This window comes from Lacinutrix sp. MedPE-SW, from assembly GCF_001874145.1.
Classification (GTDB): Bacteria; Bacteroidota; Bacteroidia; order Flavobacteriales; family Flavobacteriaceae; genus Lacinutrix.
In genome coordinates this window covers 103042-125659 of record NZ_MPCX01000012.1, presented here as the reverse complement: position 1 = coordinate 125659, position 22618 = coordinate 103042, and the positions used below count along the sequence as shown (strand labels likewise).

Annotated in this window: 15 protein-coding genes and 1 tRNA gene; 13 read left to right on the top strand and 3 right to left on the bottom strand. The window is 30.4% G+C overall.

All coding sequences use genetic code 11. The features are described 5' to 3' along the window. The first annotated feature begins 121 nt into the window (after positions 1-121). A complete protein-coding gene (locus BM549_RS11935; RefSeq protein ID WP_290470482.1) occupies positions 122-2557 on the top strand; it encodes a helix-turn-helix domain-containing protein in 2436 nt (811 codons plus the stop codon). Positions 2558-2632: 75 nt separating this feature from the next. Here BM549_RS11935 and BM549_RS11930 read toward each other — a convergent pair whose 3' ends face one another. Beyond that, entirely contained in the window at positions 2633-3775 is a 1143-nt protein-coding gene (locus BM549_RS11930; protein WP_013870298.1) for an acyl-CoA dehydrogenase, read from the bottom strand. A 92-nt stretch (positions 3776-3867) separates the two neighbouring features. On the opposite strand from BM549_RS11930, the gene BM549_RS11925 reads away from it, so the two are divergent. The 10 genes from BM549_RS11925 (at position 3868) to BM549_RS11880 (ending at position 14076) form a co-directional block, all read left to right on the top strand. Further along, entirely contained in the window at positions 3868-4932 is a 1065-nt protein-coding gene (locus BM549_RS11925) for an anhydro-N-acetylmuramic acid kinase (protein ID WP_290470481.1), read from the top strand. A 154-nt stretch (positions 4933-5086) separates the two neighbouring features. Then, on the top strand, positions 5087-6313 hold the full coding sequence (locus BM549_RS11920) for a Glu/Leu/Phe/Val dehydrogenase dimerization domain-containing protein (protein WP_290470480.1): 1227 nt from the start codon (positions 5087-5089) through the stop codon (positions 6311-6313). A 29-nt stretch (positions 6314-6342) separates the two neighbouring features. Beyond that, positions 6343-7812, top strand: coding sequence for a sodium/proton antiporter NhaB (gene nhaB / locus BM549_RS11915; protein WP_290470479.1), 1470 nt, complete (start codon positions 6343-6345; stop codon positions 7810-7812). Between the two features lie 71 nt (positions 7813-7883). After that, entirely contained in the window at positions 7884-8585 is a 702-nt protein-coding gene (locus BM549_RS11910; RefSeq protein WP_290470478.1) for a MotA/TolQ/ExbB proton channel family protein, read from the top strand. 10 nt (positions 8586-8595) lie between these two features. Further along, complete coding sequence (locus tag BM549_RS11905) at positions 8596-8988, top strand: biopolymer transporter ExbD (RefSeq protein WP_013870303.1); 393 nt, start codon at positions 8596-8598, stop codon at positions 8986-8988. A gap of 1 nt (position 8989) precedes the next feature. Then, positions 8990-10084, top strand: a complete 1095-nt coding sequence (gene tolA / locus BM549_RS11900; protein ID WP_290470477.1) for a cell envelope integrity protein TolA — start codon at positions 8990-8992, stop codon at positions 10082-10084. Between the two features lie 52 nt (positions 10085-10136). Then, the gene (locus BM549_RS11895; RefSeq protein WP_290470476.1) at positions 10137-11015 is read left to right on the top strand and encodes an energy transducer TonB; all 879 of its coding nucleotides are present in this window, start codon (positions 10137-10139) and stop codon (positions 11013-11015) included. 2 nt (positions 11016-11017) lie between these two features. Beyond that, positions 11018-12235 carry a folylpolyglutamate synthase/dihydrofolate synthase family protein gene (locus BM549_RS11890; RefSeq protein ID WP_290470475.1) on the top strand — a complete coding sequence of 406 codons (1218 nt, stop codon included), beginning with the start codon at positions 11018-11020 and terminating at the stop codon, positions 12233-12235. A gap of 64 nt (positions 12236-12299) precedes the next feature. Next, positions 12300-12374 (top strand) — tRNA-Val (locus BM549_RS11885). Between the two features lie 136 nt (positions 12375-12510). Next, on the top strand, positions 12511-14076 hold the full coding sequence (locus BM549_RS11880; RefSeq protein WP_290470474.1) for a hypothetical protein: 1566 nt from the start codon (positions 12511-12513) through the stop codon (positions 14074-14076). 18 nt (positions 14077-14094) lie between these two features. Here BM549_RS11880 and murF read toward each other — a convergent pair whose 3' ends face one another. Together murF and gldJ are read right to left on the bottom strand one after the other, a co-directional pair. Next, positions 14095-15378, bottom strand: a complete 1284-nt coding sequence (gene murF / locus BM549_RS11875) for a UDP-N-acetylmuramoyl-tripeptide--D-alanyl-D-alanine ligase (protein ID WP_290470473.1) — start codon at positions 15376-15378, stop codon at positions 14095-14097. Between the two features lie 68 nt (positions 15379-15446). Further along, complete coding sequence (gene gldJ, locus BM549_RS11870) at positions 15447-17123, bottom strand: gliding motility lipoprotein GldJ (protein WP_290470472.1); 1677 nt, start codon at positions 17121-17123, stop codon at positions 15447-15449. A gap of 267 nt (positions 17124-17390) precedes the next feature. Here gldJ and porU point away from each other — a divergent pair, with 267 nt between their 5' ends. Both porU and porV read left to right on the top strand, forming a co-directional pair. Beyond that, positions 17391-21269 carry a type IX secretion system sortase PorU gene (gene porU / locus BM549_RS11865; protein ID WP_290470471.1) on the top strand — a complete coding sequence of 1293 codons (3879 nt, stop codon included), beginning with the start codon at positions 17391-17393 and terminating at the stop codon, positions 21267-21269. A gap of 32 nt (positions 21270-21301) precedes the next feature. Beyond that, positions 21302-22549, top strand: coding sequence for a type IX secretion system outer membrane channel protein PorV (gene porV, locus BM549_RS11860; RefSeq protein WP_290470470.1), 1248 nt, complete (start codon positions 21302-21304; stop codon positions 22547-22549). Positions 22550-22618 lie beyond the last annotated feature (69 nt).

The following is a 22618-nucleotide window of genomic DNA, read 5'->3' as shown; positions in this document are numbered from 1 at the left end:
CTACATTTGTGGGAGAGTAGGTCGTCGCCTTTTTTATAAATCCTCAACGTTTATTCGTTGAGGATTTTTTTTTGCCCTTTTTGTAAGATTATATTTAAAAATCTTATTAAATTTATAATTTATGTTTATAAATAAGGAAATTGATTTAGCTTGGGATTTTATTAATAATACTGATAGAAATATATTTTTAACAGGTAAAGCAGGTACAGGGAAAACTACATTTCTTCATAAATTAAAAAAAGATTCTATAAAAAGAATGGTTATAGTTGCACCAACTGGTGTAGCAGCAATTAATGCTAAAGGAATGACAATTCATTCTTTTTTTCAAATGCCTTTTGGGCCAATTGTTCCTGAAGACTATAATATAAACTCTTCTGCGTTTAATAAAAAATTTAGTAAAACAAAAATCAATATTATTAAGTCTATGGATTTATTAGTTATTGATGAGATAAGTATGGTACGTGCTGATTTATTGGATGGTATTGATAAGGTTTTACGAAGGTTTAAAAATAGAGACTTGGTTTTTGGAGGTGTTCAATTACTTATGATTGGTGATCTGCAGCAGCTTTCTCCAGTAGTTAAAGATCATGAATGGCATATACTAAAGACTTATTATAAAAACGCTTTCTTTTTTAGTAGTATCGCTTTTCAGGCTAGTAATACTATAACTATAGAATTAAAGCATATATATAGACAAGACAATCCTACATTTATTCATATTCTAAATGAGATAAGAAATGATACATTATCTCTCCAATCTGCTAGGGAACTTAATAAAAGATTTAAGCCAGACTTTATATCTTCAAAAGAAGATGGGTATATTTCTTTAACTACACATAATAACAAAGCAGAATCTATAAATAATGAAGCTTTAAAAGCTATAAAAGAAAAAGAAGTTGTTTATAAAGCAAAAATAGAAGGTAAGTTTCCTGAGGTTTCTTTTCCTAATAAAGAAGATTTAATATTAAAAGTTGGAGCTCAGGTTATGTTTATCAAAAATGATAGTTCTGTAGAGAAACGTTATTTTAATGGAAAGATAGGGACTGTTATTTTGTTAGATAAAAATGAAGTTGTAGTTAAATGTCCTGATGATGATTTCAATATTAATGTTGGTCATGAGATATGGGAAAATATTAGTTATTCTGTAAACAAAGAAACTAATAGCATTACTGAAAATAAAATAGGTTCTTTTTCTCAAATTCCATTAAGATTAGCATGGTCTATAACAATTCACAAAAGTCAAGGTTTAACATTCGAAAAAGCAATTATAGACGCTCAAGGAGCATTTGCTCATGGACAAACTTATGTTGCGCTTAGTAGGTGTAAAAGTTTAGAAGGCTTAGTTTTAAAAACAAAAATAGGGTCTAATCAAATTATAAGTGATAGTAATGTAATAACGTTTAATAAACTTGCAGAACAAAATCAACCAAACGACACTATTTTAAAAGATAGTAAAGTAAATTTTCAGCTTAAATTAATTTCTGAAATATTTAATTTTTTTAAATTTATATATCCAATAAACAGGATTTTAGATATTTTTTATAAAAACAGAACTAGTATTCAAGGCGATATAGAAGCGCCTTTATTATTAATTAAGAAAACAATTACTAATTTACTAAAAGTAGCAAATACATTTAAAATTCAACTTCAAGAAATATCTCAAAACTCAATTTTACCAGAGGCTAACAAAGCACTTCAGGAGCGCTTTTTAAAAGCATTAGATTATTTTTCAAAAGAATTAAACAATAACATTATTGTTTCTTATAAAAGTTTAAGTTTTACTACAGATAATAAATCTATAGACACTGACTTAGCTAAAATGTTAGATGTTATAGAGGAGCAAATAGAAGTAAAGAAATTATTTTTCAATAAACTGTCTAAAGGTTTTAATGCAGAAGAGTATTTAAATTTAAGAGCTAAATCTGTCTTTTTAGCTAAAGAGGCTCCCAAGAAATCAAGAAAGTCTATTGTAGATGGCACTACAAATGTTGAATTATTTGAATTACTTAGAGAATTAAGAAATGAATTGGCCCAAACTAATGATTTAATACATTATCAAATATTTACTCAAAAATCTCTTTATGAGATGTGCGAAACACTACCAACTAATAAAAAAGAATTATTAAAAGTGAATGGTTTTGGTAAAACTCGAGTTGATAAATATGGCAACGAAATTTTAAAAATTATTAGAGAATATTGTGATGAAAATAATATAGAAACATCTAAAGACATAGAAATATTTGAAGAAAAGAAGCCTAAGCGAAAAGTAGGAGAAACAAAAACAATATCTCTAAATTTGTTTAAATCTGGTAAAACTGTTGAGCAAATTGCTATGGAGCGTGATTTAAATTTAAATACTATAATTGGGCATTTGGCTAGTTTTATTCCTTCAGGAGAAATTAAAATTTTAGATTTAATGTCTAAAAAGCATTTTGATGAATTAATGGAAATTATACCAACTCACAAATTTGAAAACCTTTCAGATTTAAAACATCAAATAGACGATAAATATACTTTTGGCGAGTTACGTTTAGTGTTAGATAATATGTCTAAATAATTAATATTCAAATTCTAAATACATTACATAAAAAAAGCAGCCATTTGGCTGCTTTTTTTATAGGTAAAAAAGATATTAACCTTTTATAACACCTCTTGATATTACAATTTTTTGAATTTCAGATGTTCCCTCATAAATTTGAGTAATTTTTGCATCACGCATTAAACGTTCAACATGGTATTCTTTTACAAATCCATTTCCACCGTGTATTTGTACAGCCTCAACAGTATGTTCCATAGCTACTTTAGAAGCATATAGTTTTGCCATAGCACTAGACATATCGTAATTATTACCTTGATCTTTATCCCAGGCAGCTTTCATAACTAAATGTCTTGCAGCCGAAATATCTGTATACATATCTGCTAATTTAAAAGCAATAGCTTGGTGGTTACAAATTTCTGTACCAAAAGCTTTACGTTCTTTAGAGTATTTTAATGCTAACTCGTAAGCACCAGATGCAATACCTAAGGCTTGAGCAGCAATACCAATACGACCACCAGATAATGTTTTCATCGCGAATTTAAAACCAAATCCATCTTCACCAATTCTATTTTCTTTTGGTACTTTTACATCATTAAACTGTAAAGTATGCGTATCACTACCTCTAATTCCTAGCTTGTCTTCTTTAGGTCCAACATCAAAACCAGGTGTTCCCTTTTCAACAATAAAAGCATTAATACCTTTATGCCCTTTTTCTTTATCTGTTTGAGCAATTACAAGATAAACATCTGCTCTGCCACCACTAGTAATCCAGTTTTTAGTACCATTAATTATATAGTGATCGCCTTTATCTTCAGCAGTTGTTCTTTGTGAAGTAGCATCACTTCCTGCTTCAGGCTCACTTAAACAAAATGCACCAACAAATTCACCAGTTGCTAATTTTGTTAAATATTTTTGTTTTTGTTCTTCAGATCCGTACGCTTCTAAACCGTAACAAACTAAAGAGTTATTTACAGATACAATTACAGAAGCAGAAGCATCTATTTTAGATAACTCTTCCATAATTAATACGTAAGAAGTAGCATCCATACCGCTTCCTCCATATTTTGGATCTACCATAATACCCATAAATCCTAAATCACCCATTTTTTTAACTAACTCATCTGGAAAATGTTGTTTGTCGTCGCGCTCTATAACGCCAGGTAATAATTCAGTTTGTGCGAAATCACGAGCTGCGTCGCGTATCATTAAATGCTCTTCAGTTAAGCTAAAATCCATAGTTAAAGTATAATGTTGATTTGATAAAATAAGAGTGCAAATATAGCTTTTTATTGTCTTTTTTTCAATAGATATTTCTATTTTTACTTTATATGATAAAAAATGAATATAATGTTGTTGGGATCATGTCTGGTACCTCGTTAGATGGTATAGATTTAGCTTTAATTAATTTTAAGTTTGAAGATTCCTGGACTTTTAAAATTATAACAGCTGAAACTGTTGATTATACTAAAGATTGGACAACTAAATTAAAAACTTTAGTAAACTATACGAAACAAGAATTAAGGTCATTAGATATAGAATATACAGCCTACTTGGCAAATACAATAAATGTATTTTTAGAAAAAAATAATATTTTTAGTGTTGATGCAATTTGCTCTCATGGACATACTGCACTTCATAAACCAGAAAACAAATTAACCTATCAAATAGGAAATTTGCCTTCAATTGCAAAAATCACAAACCAGTTAGTTGTATGTGATTTTAGAGTTCAAGATGTAGAATTAGGAGGCCAAGGAGCGCCATTAGTGCCAATAGGCGATGAGTTATTATTTTCAAATTATACCTTTTGTATAAACTTAGGTGGGTTTGCAAACATATCTACAGCATTAAACAAAAACCGAATTGCTTTCGATATTTGCCCTTTAAATATTGTATTAAATAAATATGTATCAAATTTAGGTTTCGATTTTGATGATAAAGGTGAAATAGCTAAAAGTGGCTCCATTAATAAAGCTTTACTTAAAGAACTTAATGCATTACCATTTTACAAAAAAAACCACCCTAAATCTTTAGGCTTAGAATGGGTTAACAAAAATATTTTTCCCTTAATAGATAGTTACAAACTTAGCACTCCAGATATATTAAGAACATTTGTAGAGCATATTGTAATGCAAATAGAAACAGTAATAAATACAAAAACAAAAGCATCAATACTATTAACGGGTGGTGGAGTGTTTAATTCATTTTTAATAAATAGAATAAATTCACGCACTAACAATAAAATAGAAATACCATCTAAAGAAATAATAGAGTTTAAAGAAGCATTAATATTTGGTTTTTTAGGAGTTCTAAAACTTAGAAATCAAGTTAATTGTTTAGCTAGTGTAACTGGTGCAAAAAAAAATCATGTTTCAGGAGTAATATTTCATCCTTAAAAAAATATTAATTTTAAGAGTGTACATAATTTGTTTTTTATATTTGTTAAATCAAACTAACTAAAATTTCTTCTAAAATGAATCAGCTTTAGCTTTACTTACAGAAAAACAAAAAATGAAAATAAAAGTTATAACAAGATTCAATAGAATTTAAATGAAAGAATTACTAAAAAAGTACGAAAATAAAGAGCCAGAAATAATTTTTAACTGGAAAGATTCAGAAACAGAAGCCGAAGGCTGGACAGTTATAAACTCATTACGTGGTGGCGCTGCAGGTGGAGGAACACGAATGAGAAAAGGATTAGACATGAATGAGGTCCTATCTTTAGCTAAAACCATGGAAGTAAAGTTTACAGTTTCTGGACCAGCAATTGGCGGTGCAAAATCTGGTATAAATTTCGACCCAAGTGACCCTAGAAAAAAAGGCGTTCTTGAGCGTTGGTACAAAGCAGTATCTCCATTATTAAAAAGCTATTATGGAACCGGAGGAGATTTAAACGTAGATGAAATTCACGAAGTTATTCCAATTACTGAAGAATCTGGTGTTTGGCATCCTCAAGAAGGTGTTTTTAATGGACATTTTAAACCTACCGAAGCCGATAAAATTAATAGAATTGGTCAACTACGCCAAGGTGTTATTAAAGTAATAGAAAATCCAGGTTTTTCTCCAGATGTAACAAGAAAATATACTGTTGCAGATATGATTACGGGTTATGGCGTTGCCGAAGCTGTAAAACATTATTACGAAATTTATGGTGGTAGCGTTGTAGGTAAACGTGCAGTTGTTCAAGGCTTTGGTAATGTAGGTTCTGCTGCTGCATATTATTTAGCACAAATGGGAGCTAAAATAGTTGGTATTATAGATATTTCTGGAGGTGTTATAAACGAAGAAGGTTTCTCTTTCGATGAAATAACAAACTTCTTTTTAAACAAAAACGGTAACACTTTACTAGCAGATAACATGATTCCTTTTGAAGAGATGAACCAGCGCGTATGGTCACTTCAAACTCAAATATTCGCACCTTGTGCCGCTTCAAGATTAATAACACAAGACCAAATAAATCAATTAATTAATACAGGATTAGAAGTGATTTCTTGTGGTGCAAATGTACCATTTGCAGATAAAGAAATTTTCTTTGGTAGTATTATGGAGCATACAGACGAGAAAGTTAGTTTAATTCCAGACTTTATTTCAAACTGTGGTATGGCAAGAGTTTTCGCTTACTTTATGGAGCGAAAAGTACAAATGACAGACGAAGCTATTTTTAACGATACTTCAGAAATTATTAAAAAAGCATTACAAAATACATACGATAAAAACCCAAGCAAAACCGAAATAAGTAAAACTGCCTTCGAGATTGCATTAACACAATTAGTTTAATTCATTTTAAAACTTAATACTTCAAAATTATGATAAATCAGTTTTTAGGAAACAGTCCTAAATGGTTCAAATTCACAATGATTGCTTTTTTAATCATTAATATTCCTATCTTCTATATAAACCCAACTATATGTGCTTGGTTGTTTATTGGTGAATTTATTTTCTGTCTAGCAATGGCATTAAAATGTTATCCTTTACAATCAGGAGGATTACTGGCTATAGAAGCTTTAGCTTTAGGGCTTACAACTCCAGAAAATGCTTATCATGAAGTAGATGCTAACCTAGAAGTAATATTACTTTTAGTATTCATGGTTGCAGGTATTTATTTTATGAAACCTCTATTAATGTATATATTTAGTAAGGTTTTTACAAAAATTAAATCAAAACTAGTATTATCAGTACTATTTGTAGTATTATCTGCAGTACTATCAGCTTTTCTTGATGCACTAACAGTAACAGCTGTATTAATTAGTGTAGCCGTAGGTTTTTATGGTGTATATCACAAAATACATTCTAGTGTTGATGCAGATTATGATGACGATAACATTCTAGATAGAAAAGAATTAAGTGGCGAAACATTCGAGCAATTTAAAAGCTTTTTAAGAAGTTTAATAATGCATGGTGTAGTAGGTACGGCATTAGGTGGCGTTTGTACATTAGTAGGAGAACCACAAAACTTATTAATTGGAGAACGTTTAGGATGGGATTTTGTTCAGTTTTTCCTAAAAATGGCACCAATTACAATTCCTGTTTTATTTGCAGGTGTTATTACAACTGTAATTTTAGAAAAAACTAAAATATTTGGTTACGGTGATAAATTACCAGAAGTAGCACGTAGAATAATTGAAAATTATACAGAAGAGCAGGATAAAAAAAGAACCGAAGCTCAAAAATATGGATTAATAGTTCAAGGGGTTTCAGCATTATTATTAATAGCAGGTTTAGCATTGCACATCGCTCCAGTAGGATTTATAGGGTTAGCTCTAATTATTGTTCAAACTGCATTTATGGGTATTACAGATGAGCACTCATTAGGTAAAGCATTCGAAGAAGCGTTACCATTTACAGGATTACTTGTAGTGTTTTTTGTAATAGTAGCCATGATACATGATCAACATTTATTTCAACCAATTATAGAATGGGCACTTTCAAAAGATCCAGCACAACAACCAGCAATATTTTATGCAGCAAATGGTTTGTTATCTATGATTAGTGATAACGTATTTGTAGCAACAGTATATATAGGAGAAGTTCAAAATGCATTTACAGCAGGAAACATTTCAAGATTACAGTTTGAGCAATTAGCAATAGCAATTAATACAGGTACAAATTTACCAAGTGTAGCAACACCTAATGGCCAAGCCGCATTTTTATTTTTACTAACATCATCAATAGCACCATTAATTAATTTATCTTATGGAAAAATGGCAAAAATGGCATTTCCATACACAATTGTTTTAGGTATTATGGGACTATTAGGCGTTATATATATGCTATAGTTTTAAACTTCTAAAAACAAAATATATTAAATTTTAAAAAAGCACGTTATACAGTTATCTAAACCTAGAATATGTTAAATACAATCTTACAAGAAGCAGCTCAAACTACCGACGGATTAGCCGAAGGAGAATCAGTTGAAAAAACACTTTCAATTATAGAATTAATAACAACTGGAGGTACAGCAGGAATAATTATTATAGCGTTATTATTTGTGCTATTTGTAGTAGCATTATACATTTATTTTGAAAGAATTTTAGCCATAAAAGAAGCCTCTAAAGTAGACTCAAATTTTATGAATCAAATTCGAGATTACGTAAGTAATGGTAAAATAGATTCAGCTCAAAATTTATGCGCTCAAACAAACTCACCAGTATCAAGATTAATAAGTAAAGGCGTTTCAAGAATAGGAAAACCTTTAGACGATATTAATACAGCAATAGAAAATGCAGGACGTTTAGAAATTTATAGCTTAGAAAAAAACATTAGTGTTTTAGCAACCATTTCTGGAGCCGCACCAATGATTGGGTTTTTAGGTACCGTAATAGGTATGATTCTTTCAATTTTCGAAATAGCAAATTCAGGCGGTTCAATAGATATTAAAACCTTAGCAGATGGTTTATACACAGCAATGACAACAACCGTTGGTGGTTTAATAGTTGGTATTATAGCTTACATTGCATACAACCATTTAGTAGTAAAAACAGATAAGGTAGTATATAAAATGGAAGCTAATTCATTAGAGTTTTTAGACCTTTTAAACGAACCTAGCTAAATAAATATTTATGAATTTACGCGGAAGAAATAAAGTAACACCAGAATTCAATATGTCGTCAATGACAGATATTGTATTTCTATTACTAATATTTTTTATGATTGCTTCAACATTAGTTTCAGCTGAAGCAATAGATCTGTTATTACCAAAATCATCAAGTAAAACAACCCAGACAAAAAACATTTCGGTAAGCGTAGATAAAAACGTTAACTATTATATCGATTTAAAACAAGTGTCTAAAGAAACACTAGAATCAGAGTTGTTATCAAAACTAGGCAGTGCAGAATCGCCAACAATAACAATACGTTCAGATCAAGATGTAGAAATGAAACACGTAGTATATATAATGGATATTGCTAACAGAAATAAAATAAAATCTACCTTAGCAGTAAAGTCTCAGTAAAATGAAATACTTCGAAACAAAACACGAAATAAATTCGGCAAAAATCACTACTTTAATAGTAGTGATTATCGTTTTATTATGTTTTGTTGTTGGGCAAAACTATCAAGATCCACCAGAAGAATATGGAGTAGCCATAAATTTTGGAAGTTCAAGTGTAGTAGATGAAAACGTAAATCCCAATCCTCCAGAAAAACTTCAAGAATCAGAACCAGAACCAGAAGAAACAACACCTGAAGATATTGTTGAAGAAGAAACTATTGAAGAAGAAATAGAAGAGGAAGAAGTAGAAGAAGAAACCATTGAAGAAATTGAAAAAGCTTTAGAAGAAGCTAAAGCCGAAGAAGCCGCTAAAGCAGAAGCTGAAGCAGCAGAAAAAGCTGCCGAAGCAGAAAAGCTTTTGCAACAAGAACGCGAAGAAGCTTTAAGAATTAAAAAAGAAAAAGAAGCACAAGAAGCTAAAGAAGCAAAAGAGAAATTAGAAAAAGAGCAAAAAGAAGCTGCAGCAAAAGCAAAAAAAGAAGCCCAAGAAAAAGCTGAAGCCAAACGAAAAGCTCAAAAATTAGCTGCAGAAAAAAAAGCAAGAGCATTAGAAGCCAAAAAGAAAGCCGAAAAAGCAGCTTCAGATGCTAGAAAAGCCGAAGCAGCACGAATAGCAAAAGCTAAAGCACAAGCGGCAGCCAAAAAAGCAGCAGCAGATGCCGCAGCCGCAGCCGCTGCAAAAGAAAAAGGAAGTGGTAATCAAACCGTATCATTTGCTTTAATAGAAAATGTACCCGTTTACCCAGGTTGTGAAGGCGGTAATAATGCAGCTAAGAAAAAATGCATGAACGATAAAATCAAGCAATTTCTAGGACAAAACTTTAATAAAAGTTTGGCCTCGAATTTAGATTTACAAGGCATACAAAAAGTAAATATTTTCTTTAAAATAGATAAAACAGGTAGAGTAGTTGGTATTAGAGCAAAAGCACCACATCCTAAATTAGAAGACGAAGCAAAACGCGTAACAAAACTATTACCAAAAATGAAACCAGGTATGCAGCAAGGCAAACCAACAACAGTTTCTTTTTACTTACCATTAAACGTAAAGGCAAATTAGATTTTAAAAATATTCTATCAAATTTTTCGTTTTAAAAGTAATTAATACAATAATGAAATATTTAAAAACAAAACACGAACGTAATTCAGCAAAAATAACAACCCTAATAGTTGTTATTTTAGTACTACTGTGTTTTGTTGTAGGACAAAGTTATCAAGATCCTCCTGAAGAATATGGGGTTGCCGTTAACTTTGGAAACTCATCTGTAGGTAGTGGAAATATACAGCCAGATCAACCTGTAAAATCTAAAAATTTAAATATTAATAAACCACCACAAGAAGCTCAATCTCAGCCTACAGAAACTCAAGAAAGTGAAACTTCAGAACAAGTAGAAGAAAAAATTTTAACTCAAGAAACAGAAGAAGCAGTAGCAATAAAAAAGGCTGAAGCAAAAAAGAAAGCAAAAGACCAAGCAGAAGCTAAAGCAAAAGCCGAAGCAGCACGTATAGCAAAGGCAAAAGCTGAAGCTGAAGCTAAAAAGAAGGCAGAAGAAGCAAAAAAGAAAGCCGAACTTGATGCTATGATGGGCGGCATGAATAATTCTAATGGCGAAGCTGCTGGAAGTGAGGGTAACGATAATATTGCTGGAGATAAAGGGCAATTAAGCGGTAATCCATATGCTCCAAGTTATTTTGGTAGTGGTAGCGGTAATGGTGGTGTTGGTCATGGTCTTAATGGTAGAGGTGCGCCAACTAAAACCGTTTATAAGCAAAACTGTAACGAATCCGGTTTAGTTGTAGTTAGAATAGAAGTAGATAGAAACGGTAAAGTTGTTAAAGCAGAACCTGGTGTCAAGGGTACCGAAAATACAGCACCATGCTTATTAGAACCAGCAAGAAAAATAGCATTATCTCATAAATGGAAAGCAGATTCTAAAGCACCTACAAGACAAGTTGGGTTTGTGAGTATAGATTTTAAATTAGGACAATAATAATGACATATCAAGATACTGTAAATTGGATGTTTTCTCAACTTCCTATGTATCAAAAAATAGGAAACAAAGCCTACAAAATAGACCTAAGTAATACTCATTTACTAGCAAAACATTTAAAAAATCCAGAAGCAAAATTTAAAACCATTCATGTAGCAGGTACAAATGGAAAAGGTTCAACATCTCATATGTTGGCTTCAATTTTGCAAGATGCCGGTTATAAAGTTGGGTTATATACTTCACCACATCTTAAAGACTATAGAGAACGCATTAAAATTAACGGCAAAGAGATTAGTAAACAATTTGTAATTCAATTTATAAAACGAAATAAAACATTTTTAGAAACTAACGCTTTATCTTTTTTTGAAATGACTGTAGGGTTGGCTTTTGAGTATTTTGCCAAACAACAAGTAGATATAGCAATTATAGAAGTTGGATTGGGAGGAAGATTAGATTCAACAAATATAATAACACCAGAAGTATCAGTAATAACTAATATAGGTTTAGATCATACACAGTTTCTAGGAAACACTTTAGAAGCCATTGCTAAAGAAAAAGGTGGAATTATAAAACCCAATGTTCCTGTTGTAATTGGTGAGACTCATATTAAAACTAAAGAAATATTTAAAACATTAGCAAAAAATAATCAAAGTGACATTTTTTTTGCAGATCAATTAAGTGCTCATAATTATAAAAGTGATTTAAAAGGAGATTATCAAAAAAATAATATTCAAACTGTAGTACAAACTGTAAATCAAATTATAAAAAAAGGGTTTAAAGTATCTAATCAAAATATAAAAAATGGGCTTGAAAACGTTGTGAAAAATACAGGTTTACTTGGTAGATGGCAAATACTACAAAACAATCCCAAAGTAATTTGTGATACCGCTCATAATTTTGAAGGATTAAAATTTACTATAAATCAACTCAAAAAAGAGAATTTTGAGAATTTGCACATTGTTTTTGGAGTAGTAAATGATAAAGATTTAAGTTCAATTAATACAATTTTACCCAAAAATGCCAAATACTACTTTTGCAAACCAAATATCCCTAGAGGTATGAGTGAAAAAAAATTAAAATCAATTTTATTACAAAGTAATTTGGTTGGAGAGAGCTACAGTTCTGTAAATGAAGCTTATAAAAGTGCCTTGTTAACTGCCAAAGCAGAAGATATTATCTATATTGGAGGTAGCACTTTTACCGTTGCAGAAATTATTTGAAAATTTTTTCAAAAAAGTTTTTGCAAATCCAAAATCTGTCTTATATTTGCACACCTAATAATTAGGGCGCGTAGCTCAGTTGGTTCAGAGCACTTGGTTTACACCCAAGGGGTCAGGGGTTCGAATCCCTTCGCGCCCACAACATCAAAAAAATCCCGATAATTTTTTATCGGGATTTTTTATTTTAAAAAACTTCTTTTTTAGCCCTTAAATGGCGGTTTCTATTTTTAGTCTATTTAATTTTATAACCTAATTGTTTTTTATAACTTAAGTAAATGAAAAAGTGGTTGCGTAATAGTTTATTTGTCTTTTTAGGAATTCTTTTTATAGTTTTTGGTGTGCTTTTCGCTTCAAATACTATAATTAAAAATAAAGTAGAATTTTTTCTTGAAAATAGATTGCCAGATTATATTTCTCAATCTTATTCAAACATCGATTTAGATTTGTTTGAAGGTACTATTACTGTAAATAAACCTATAGTAAACCTTAAAAATAGAAATGATAATAATATACATACTACTGTAAGTTTAGATAAAATTATTATTGAAGATTTAAGCTATTGGGATTATCTTTTTAAAGCTACCATTACAATAGAAGACATAAAGTTGTTTAAAGCTAATATTACTTATTTTAAAGACGTATTTAAGCCTTCTAAAGATCAAGATAAAACAAAAGGCTTAATTAAGTTATATAAGCCAATTTTAATTGAAGAATTAAGCATTGATAACGCCATGCTTCATATTTATGATAAAGCGTCAGATTCACTTTTATTATATGTTGAAAATAGTACTACAGAGATTGACGATTTAGTTATAAATAACGAAACCTTAAAAAAGCGTTTACCAGTTAATTTTAGTGAATACGAGTTTAAAGCCGATTCTGTATTTTTAAAAGCTAATGATTTTGAAAATTTAGCCACTTCAAGTATTAGACTAAAGGATAATAAAGCAACTTTTAACAATGTTCAATTTAAAACAAAATATTCTAGAACAGAATTATCTAGAGTAATCAACAAAGAAAGAGATCATTTTAATTTAAAATTGGACAGTTTAAACATTTCAGGTCTGGATTTTGGCTTTATAAATAGGCAGTTATTTATAAACTCTAAAGCAATAACAATAGCAAACCCTAATTTAGAAATATTTAGAGATAAGTTGGTTGAAGATGATTTAACTATAAAAAAATTATATAGCGAATCTATAAGAGAAATTCCTTTTAATTTAACTGTAGATTCTGTATTAATTAAAGATGCTAATATAGAATATACAGAAAAAGTTAAAGAGGAAAACAATGGCGGTAGTATTTCGTTTCAAAAATTTTATGCTTCTATTTACAATGTAAGTAATACCTATAAATCACCTGTTAAAACAGAATTAGATATAACTGGTAAATTTATGAATGTCACACCTTTTAAAGCATATTGGAGCTTTGATGTCAACAATATTAGTGACCAGTTTATATTTAAAATGAATATGGATGCTATAGCATTTAATGAAATAAATGAATTTACAGAGCCTAATTTAAAGGTGCGCTTATCTGGAAATACTAATAAATTGTTTTTTACAATTAATGGAAATAAAAACAATGCTACAGTAGATATGAAAGTTAATTATGAAAATTTAGAAATTAACGTCTTAAATAAAAACGGAAAGAAAAAAAAATGGTTATTATCTAAGGTAGCTAATCTATTTGTGTCTAAAGATAGTAAGGATAAAAAAGATAATTTTAGAGCAGCAAAAACCGAAGTTGATAGAGATAAAACAAAATCTGTATTTAATTTTATTTGGCTAAATACAAGTGAGGGATTATTAAAAAGTATGGCTGGTGATGGAGAGAAATAATACTAAAATTATAGTATTTTAAAACAAATCTATAATACGCTCTAAAGCCATGCCTCTTGAGCCTTTTATTAATAACGTAGCATTAGTTATATCAATTGTATTAAAACTCTTTTTTAAAGCTTCAAAAGTTTCATATTGCTTTATTTTTTTATTTTCAGTTTTTGTACTACTAAAATTAGCTCCAATTAAATACACAGTATTTATATTTAATGTGGTAATTAAATCTGTAATATTTTGATGTTCTGTTTGTGCTTCGTCTCCTAACTCAAACATATCGCCTAAAAAAGCAATTTTATAAGTAGCGTTTAGATTGCTAAAATTTTCTAACGCAGCGTTCATACTTGTTGGGTTTGCATTATATGCATCTAAAATAATTTTATTAGAATTCTTATTAATTATTTGAGAGCGATTATTAGTAGGTGCGTAATTTTCAATAGCCGCTTTTATATCACTAAATTTTACATCAAAATAACTACCAATTGTAATGGCAGCACTAATGTTTGTAAAGTTATATTTTCCTATAAGTTGAGATGTAATTATTTGGTCTTGAAATTTTAGTGTTACAAAAGGATTAGCTTCAATAAAATTAATATTTGTTTGTTTTTGTGTTTGATTTGAAAATCCGCTTTTTAAATTATAGTTACTTAATTTTTCATTTTGAATAGTGTCATCAGCATTAAAAAACACATGTTTTTTATTTGTAATTAGATAATTATAAAGTTCACTTTTTCCATTAATAACACCTTGAATACTTCCAAAACCTTCAAGATGTGCTTTTCCAAAATTTGTAATGTAACCAAAATCTGGTTTAGCGATATTGCTTAAAAACTCAATCTCTTTTAAATGATTTGCACCCATTTCTACTATTCCAATCTCTGTATCTTTTGTCATGGATAATAAAGTTAGTGGTACACCAATGTGATTGTTTAAATTGCCTTTAGTAGCGGTAGTATTATATTTTTTTGAGAGAACTGTATTTATTAATTCTTTAGTTGTGGTTTTTCCATTACTTCCTGTTAAACCAATTATAGGTATGTTTAAATACTCTCTATGGTATGTAGCAAGTTGTTGTAGTGTTTCTAAAACATTTTCAACTAAAATTGTTTGAGATGAAGTGTTATATTCTAATTCATCTATAATAACATACTTGGCACCTTTTTTTAAAGCTTCAGTAGAAAAAGTATTGCCGTTAAAGTTATCTCCTTTTAAGGCAAAAAACATTATGTTTTTTTTAATTGTTCTGGTATCTGTGGATACAGATTTACACTCTAAAAAGAGTTGGTGCAGTTGTTCTATTTTCATAAAATAAAAATATAAAAAAAGTCCTAACTAAGCGTTAGGACTTTTAATATTATTAACAAAAACTGGTTTTAGTTTTTAGTTTTGTTTTTAGATTTAGATTTAGAACCTACTCTAGACATTGCACATCTAAAGCCAATATAATCTGTAGCCATAGTTTGTGGGAAATAACGTCTTTGTGCTGGGTCTAACCAATATTCTCTATCTCTCCAAGATCCGCCTTTGTATACTCTAACTTCGTCGTTAATTAAAGATGTTCTCTTGTTAGATTTATCTCTTTCTCTTATTAAGGTTCCTGTTGAATCATACTCAACAGTATGTTTTGGAGAATTGTACATTTTACGAGTAACGTTTGCACTTTCATCACTTTCTACTTCATCAAAACCATCATCATATAATCTAGAAGATTGTCTATCACCATCTCTAAAGTTTCTATTATCTGCTCTATCAAAGTTTGTTCTTAAATAAGTTTCATTATCATCAACAGGTTGTTGAGCGATTTCTCCAGGTAATACTCTTACAACTAGTTTTCCGTTTGGTAATGTATCGTATTCAACTTCATCTGTTGTTACAACTTTAACAGTACCATCATCATTTAATACATTTTTAGTATAAACGTTACCACGGTAGTAGTTAAAATCATTAAATTCATCATCAACAATTGGTCTGTAAACATCTGCAACCCATTCTGCAACATTACCAGCCATATCGTAAAGACCGTAATCATTAGGAGCATAAGTTTTTACTTGAGCAGTAATATCTGCACCATCATCAGACCATCCAGCTATTCCACCGTAATCACCTTTACCTTGTTTAAAGTTAGCTAATTGGTCACCACGTACTTGGCGCTTTCCAGAACGAGTGTATTGTCCATCCCAAGGATATTTTTTACGACCTCTGTAAACATTGTAACTTCTAACTTCAGATAATCCTAAAGCTGCATATTCCCATTCTGCTTCTGTTGGTAGTCTATACTTTGGTGAAATAACACCAGTTTGTCTAGAGGCAAAAACATTTATTTCGTTACCTTCTTTATCTGTTTGAGGTTTTAGTTTTCCTCCTTTAAGTATATCTTCATTACCTCCAAAAGTTTCAGTAGGTGCATTAATGTAAGTGTCTGTATTAAAATTAGCATCTGCTGTTGCTTCGTATTGGCTATCCTGCTTTAAATATCCTTCTTTTTGTAAATACATTTCGTTTACACGATCTGTTCTCCAATTAGCAAATTCAACAGCTTGAATCCAACTTACACCAACTACTGGATATTCTGCATAACCAGGGTGACGTAAATAGTTTTCTGTCATAACTTCATTGTAACCTAAACGATTTCTCCATACTAAAGTATCTGGCACAACACCTTCGTAAATTGCTCTAAAGTTTTCTTCTTCTGGTGGGTAAACACGTTTAATCCAATCTAAATATTCCATATACATTAGGTTGGTAACTTCTGTTTCATCCATATAGAATGATTGTAGGTGTTGTTGGTTTGGAGTATTATTCCAATCGTGCATTACATCATCTTGAACACGTCCCATAGTAAAAGTACCGCCTTCAACGAATACTAAACCTGGAGCTGTTTCTTGCTCTTTAAATTTTGTGTTGTATTGGAAACCTCCTTCTTTAGAGTTAATATCCCATCCTGTTGCTCTTGAGGTGTTTGATCCTCCAGAACGCCCACAACTAACCAAGGTTAGCGAAATTGCTAATAGCATTAGAATCCTTGATACGATTACTTTTTTCATATTCATACGTTTAAGTAAGATAAATTATGTTTTTTGGAGACGCAATATAAGAATTAAAGCCAACTCTACAAGCAAAATTGTGAAAATTGATAAAAAAAATATTACAGTTCATCCTGTTTATTTACTTTACGTCGATTCTTTTTTTGTCGTTTATCGACGTTTTGAATCAATATAACGTGTGTTTTTTTAATTTATTATTGTAATTTTGAAGTCTTTTTAAGAAATTTTTAAGACCTTAATAATATCAACTAAATAACTACGTTATTAATAGCAATGAAAAAGATTTTATTTCTAATTACTTTACTAAGTTGTGTTTTTAGTTTTGCGCAACAAAAAAAATTTAGTTTAAATTGGGAAGGTGTTAAAACCTATCAGGCAGGAACTAATACTATACAAGTTCCTGAATTCTCACCTAAGAAAAATTTTAAATTTTCTTTAGCACAAGGAATTCAGTTTGTATCACAATGGAAAACAAATGCGTTTATTAATGAAAATAGTGTTCAAGTTTCAAATGTAGAATATACTAACATTAGTAAATCACAATTAAGAGGTGTCGATTTATCTAGAATTCCTTCAAAAATAAATGTTAGTCTTAAAAATGTAAGTGATCGTGATGTTAATTTTGCTGTATTACAAGTTTCGGCAATTGTAAAGTTTGGAAATACTTATAAAAAAGTTAATGGGTTTACTATTAATTATACCAATTCTAATAGAAAAACAATTTACAATAGAAATCCACCAATAACTAACTCTGTATTAAATACGGGTTCTTGGTACAGGTTTGCTGTAAAAGAAACAGGTGTTTTTAAATTGTCAAAATCATTTTTAAATCAATTAGGTATTAATATAGAAAGTGTTGATCCTCGTACTATTAAAATATATGGTACTGGAGGTCAAATGTTACCATATAGAAATAGTGATAACTATCCTTTTGACCCAGCAGAGAATGCAATTCAAGTTATAGGTGAGGAAGATGGTTTTTTTCATGATAGTGATTACATTTTATTTTATGGTGTAGGACCAACAGGAAGAGTTAACGAGCCAAAAATAAATACCAATTTAAACCCATACATAGATACTGCCTTTTATTATATATCTGTAGGAAATGGATTAGGGAAACGTATTTTGCCATTTCAGGAACCAACTGAGGCGGCTACTTTAACAATCACTAATTTTCAAGATTATAAGTTTCATGAGGTAGATGAATTTAATTTAGCTTTTGTGGGTCGTCGTTGGTTTGGAGATAAATTTGATATTGAAACGTCAAAAACTTTCGATTTTACATTTCCTAATTTAGATACTTCAATACCAATAAATTTAAAGTTAATTGGTGTTACTACATCTACAAATGCAGTAAGTATGGATGTGGCCTTAAATGGAACTCAAGTATCTACATTAACAATACCAGCAGCTGCAGGAGCAAATGTAGCATCTGAAGCTATACTTGATGATGAGTTTTCTGTAACTAATCAAAACATTTCAGTACAAGTAAATTACGATAATCAAGGTGTACCTAGTGGCTCAGGTTATATAGATTATTTAGCCATAGAAGCGACACGCGACCTTAATTATAATGGAAATCAATTCCAGTTTAAAAATAATGAAACAGCTCAATCTTCGGGTGTTGGGCAGTACGTTATTTCTGGAGCAGCAAATTTACCCGAAGTTTGGGATGTAACAGATAATTTAAATGTTACAAAAAAAGTGAATACTAATGGAGATGCAAATTTTAGTTTTAAATCTACATTAGGTACTTTAAAAACTTTTGTAGCTGTTTCTAATTCTGATTTCAAAACGCCTATTGTTCCAGCTTCAACCGTGGTTAATAATCAAAATATTAAAGGCACAATATTTAATAATGCTCAAGGCGTTTTTCAAGATATTGATTATTTAATTGTTACTACAAATTCTCATCTAAATCAAGCAGAAAGATTAGCTCAAATTAATAGAACACAAAATAATTTAAATGTAAAAGTTTTAACCCTAGACGCAATTTATAACGAATTTAGCACAGGTAATAAAGATATTGCGGCAATTAGAAATGCTGTAAAATATATTTACGATAATGCAAGTTCACCAGAAAACCGAATTAAATACCTTTGTTTATTTGGTGATAGTTCTTTCGATTATAAAAGTAAAATAGCACCAAACACATTTAATGTTCCGCTTTGGAATGCTTACAGCAGTTTTAATTATACAAATTCATACATATCAGATGATTTTTATGGCTTGATGGATGATAATGAAGGCGATATTGACGACACATCTTCACCATATAAATTAGATATTGCTGTTGGTAGAATTTTAGCTAATTCATCGCAAAGAGGAAAAGAAATGGTAGATAAAGTAAATACTTACTATTCTCAAGAAGCTTATGGAAGTTGGAGAAATAGATTATTATTTATTTCAGATGATGTTGATGAGGCTTTCGAAAAAATTCTACAAGAAACGACAGATGAAATAGCAGATGAAATTTCTACAGAAAAACCATTTTTTAATACTGTAAAAATACATTCAGATGCTTTTCAACAAGAATCCTCAGCTGGCGGAGATCGGTATCCAGAAGTTAGAACAGCCATTATAGATGCTGTAGAAAAAGGAGCGTTAGTTGTTAATTATTTTGGTCATGGTGGAGAAGATGGTTTTGCTTTTGAAAGAGTCTACGAAAAATCTGATGCACCAGAACTTCGTAACGATTGTAAATTAACCACTTTTGTTACCATTACATGCGATTTTACAAGGTTTGATAATCCATTAAGAGAAACAGCTGGAGAGTTAACCTATTGGAATAAAAATGCAGGAGCAGTAGCTCTTATAACAACTACTAGAGAAGTTTTTGTAAGTGTAGGTACAACATTTAATAAAAAATTAGAAGAGTATTTATTTTCATACAGTGATGAAGATAATTTTAGTGATTTTGAATACCCAACAATGGCTGAGGCTTTAAGGTTAACTAAAAACGATAACTCAATAAATGCACAAAAAGAATTAGTGTTTTTTATTGGCGATCCTGCAATGAAACTTGCTATACCAGAACCAAATGTTGTGCTAACTAAAATAAATGATGTGCCAGTTCAAGGTAATACCGAAGTTCTTGAAGCATTAAGTTATGCAAAATTAGCAGGGCAAGTTACAGATGTTAATGGTAATTTACTTTCAAATTACAACGGTAAATTAGTAACTACAATTTTCGATAAACCAATTCAAAGAGAAACCTTAGCCAATGATGGAGTTGTAGAAAATGGCCAGCTAATAAAATTACAATACGAAACATTAGGCGAAGTAATTTTTAGAGGCCAAGCAACTGTTACTAATGGCGAATTTGAATTCGATTTTATAGTGCCAAGAGATATAGGAATACCTGTTGGTTATGGTAAGGTTAGCTTTTATGCATCGACTCAAACACCATTAAGCGACCAAACTGGAGCAACCACAACATTATTACAAATTGGTGGTATAAATGAAAATGCAGCAGAAGATAATCAAGGCCCAAATATTGTTTTACACATGAATGACGAAAACTTTGTTTCTGGCGGTATTACTAATGCTTCTCCAACACTTTTAGTAGGTCTGGAAGATGAAAACGGTATAAATACTGCAAGTGGTATTGGTCATGATATTGTAGCTATATTAGATGGAGACGAAGTAAATCCGTTTATATTAAATAGTTATTATGTAACAGAGTTAGATGATTATACTCGCGGAAATTTAAGCTTTCCATTTAGAGATTTAGAGCCTGGATTACATACTCTAAAATTAAAAGCTTGGGATGTATATAATAATTCTTCAGAAGCAGAAATACAATTTAGAGTATTTGATGAAAATGAAGTTTTAGTTATTGAAAACGTTTTAAATTATCCAAATCCATTTGTTAACTATACAGAATTTTGGTTTTCACATAATAGCTCTGAAACATTAAATGTTTCTGTTCAAATATTTACTATTTCCGGTAAATTAGTAAGAACACTAAATGGTCAAACTACAGGAGTAGGAACTAAAACAACAAGTTCAACTTCAAGAGATATTGTGTGGGACGGAAGAGACGATTTTGGTGATAAAATAGGAAAAGGAACCTATGTTTATAAACTTAAAGTACATTCACCATCAACAAATAAAAGTGTCGAAAAAATAGAGAAACTTGTTATCCTCTAATAAAAAATTATATTTGCTTAATAAATTTATATATGAAAAATAGAATAATTTTTATAATTACAGCCATTTTTGCTTACAATTTAAATGCGCAAACACCAACAACAATAGTTCCAGATGTAGACTCTAGAGTTATAACTACTGGTATGCCATTTTTATTAATCGCACCAGATGCAAGGTCTGCAGGTATGGGAGATATTGGAGTAGCGACATCTGTCGATGCTTATTCACAAAAATGGAATCCTGCTAAATACGTTTTTTCTGAAGCCAAATCTGGAGTGTCTTTAAGCTATACACCATATTTAAGTAAACTTGTTAATGATATAGGTATTGGTTACGTATCTTATTTTAATAGAATTAACGAACAAAGTGCTTTTGGCGCAAGTTTAACTTACTTTAGTTTAGGTGAGATAGAATTTAGAGAAACAGCTGATGACACACCGTTAATTCAAAAACCAAACGAATTTGCTTTAGATTTATCTTATACACTTCGTTTAAGTGATCAATTTGGTATGGCAGTGGCTATGCGTTATTTGCGTTCAGATTTAAAAATAAGACAAGACAATGTAGAAACAGATGCTGCAAGTACGTTTGGAGTAGATATTACAGGTTTTTATCAAAGTGAAGAAGAGGCATATAACGATTTTAATGGTCGTTGGAGAATGGGATTTGCTTTACAAAACTTAGGTCCAACATTTACTTATACAGATGGAGGTCCAGATAACTTTCAACCAACTAACTTACGTTTAGGAGCTGGTTTCGACTTTATCTTCGATCAATATAATACTTTAGCAGTAACTGCAGAATTTACTAAGCTATTAGTGCCTACACCACCTGTAACAGGAACAGAACGTGAGTTTAATGATGATAATGGTAACGGCGTTTACGATCCAGAAGACGGAGAAACATTAGGTGCAATTGTTGACGATCGTGTTATTATTGAAGGAGAAGAAAATAGAGATGTGAGTTTTATTTCAGGAATATTTCAATCTTTTGGTGACGCACCAGGTGGTTTTAAAGAAGAATTACAAGAATTCACATATGCTCTAGGAGCAGAATATAAATATCAAGACGCATTTGCATTTAGAGCAGGTTACTTTAATGAGCATGAAGATAAAGGTGCAAGAAAGTTTTTCGCACTTGGAGCAGGATTTAAGTACAATGTTATAAATGTAGATTTATCATATCTATTTTCAGCATCAAAAATTCAAAGTCCGTTAGAGAGTACGTTACGTTTTTCTCTAACATTTAATTTAGGAGCTGGTACTTATAATGAGTACTAATCAAAATAAAATAAATAATAAAAAAACTATTGCCAACAGCAATAGTTTTTTTGTCTAAAACCATTTCTA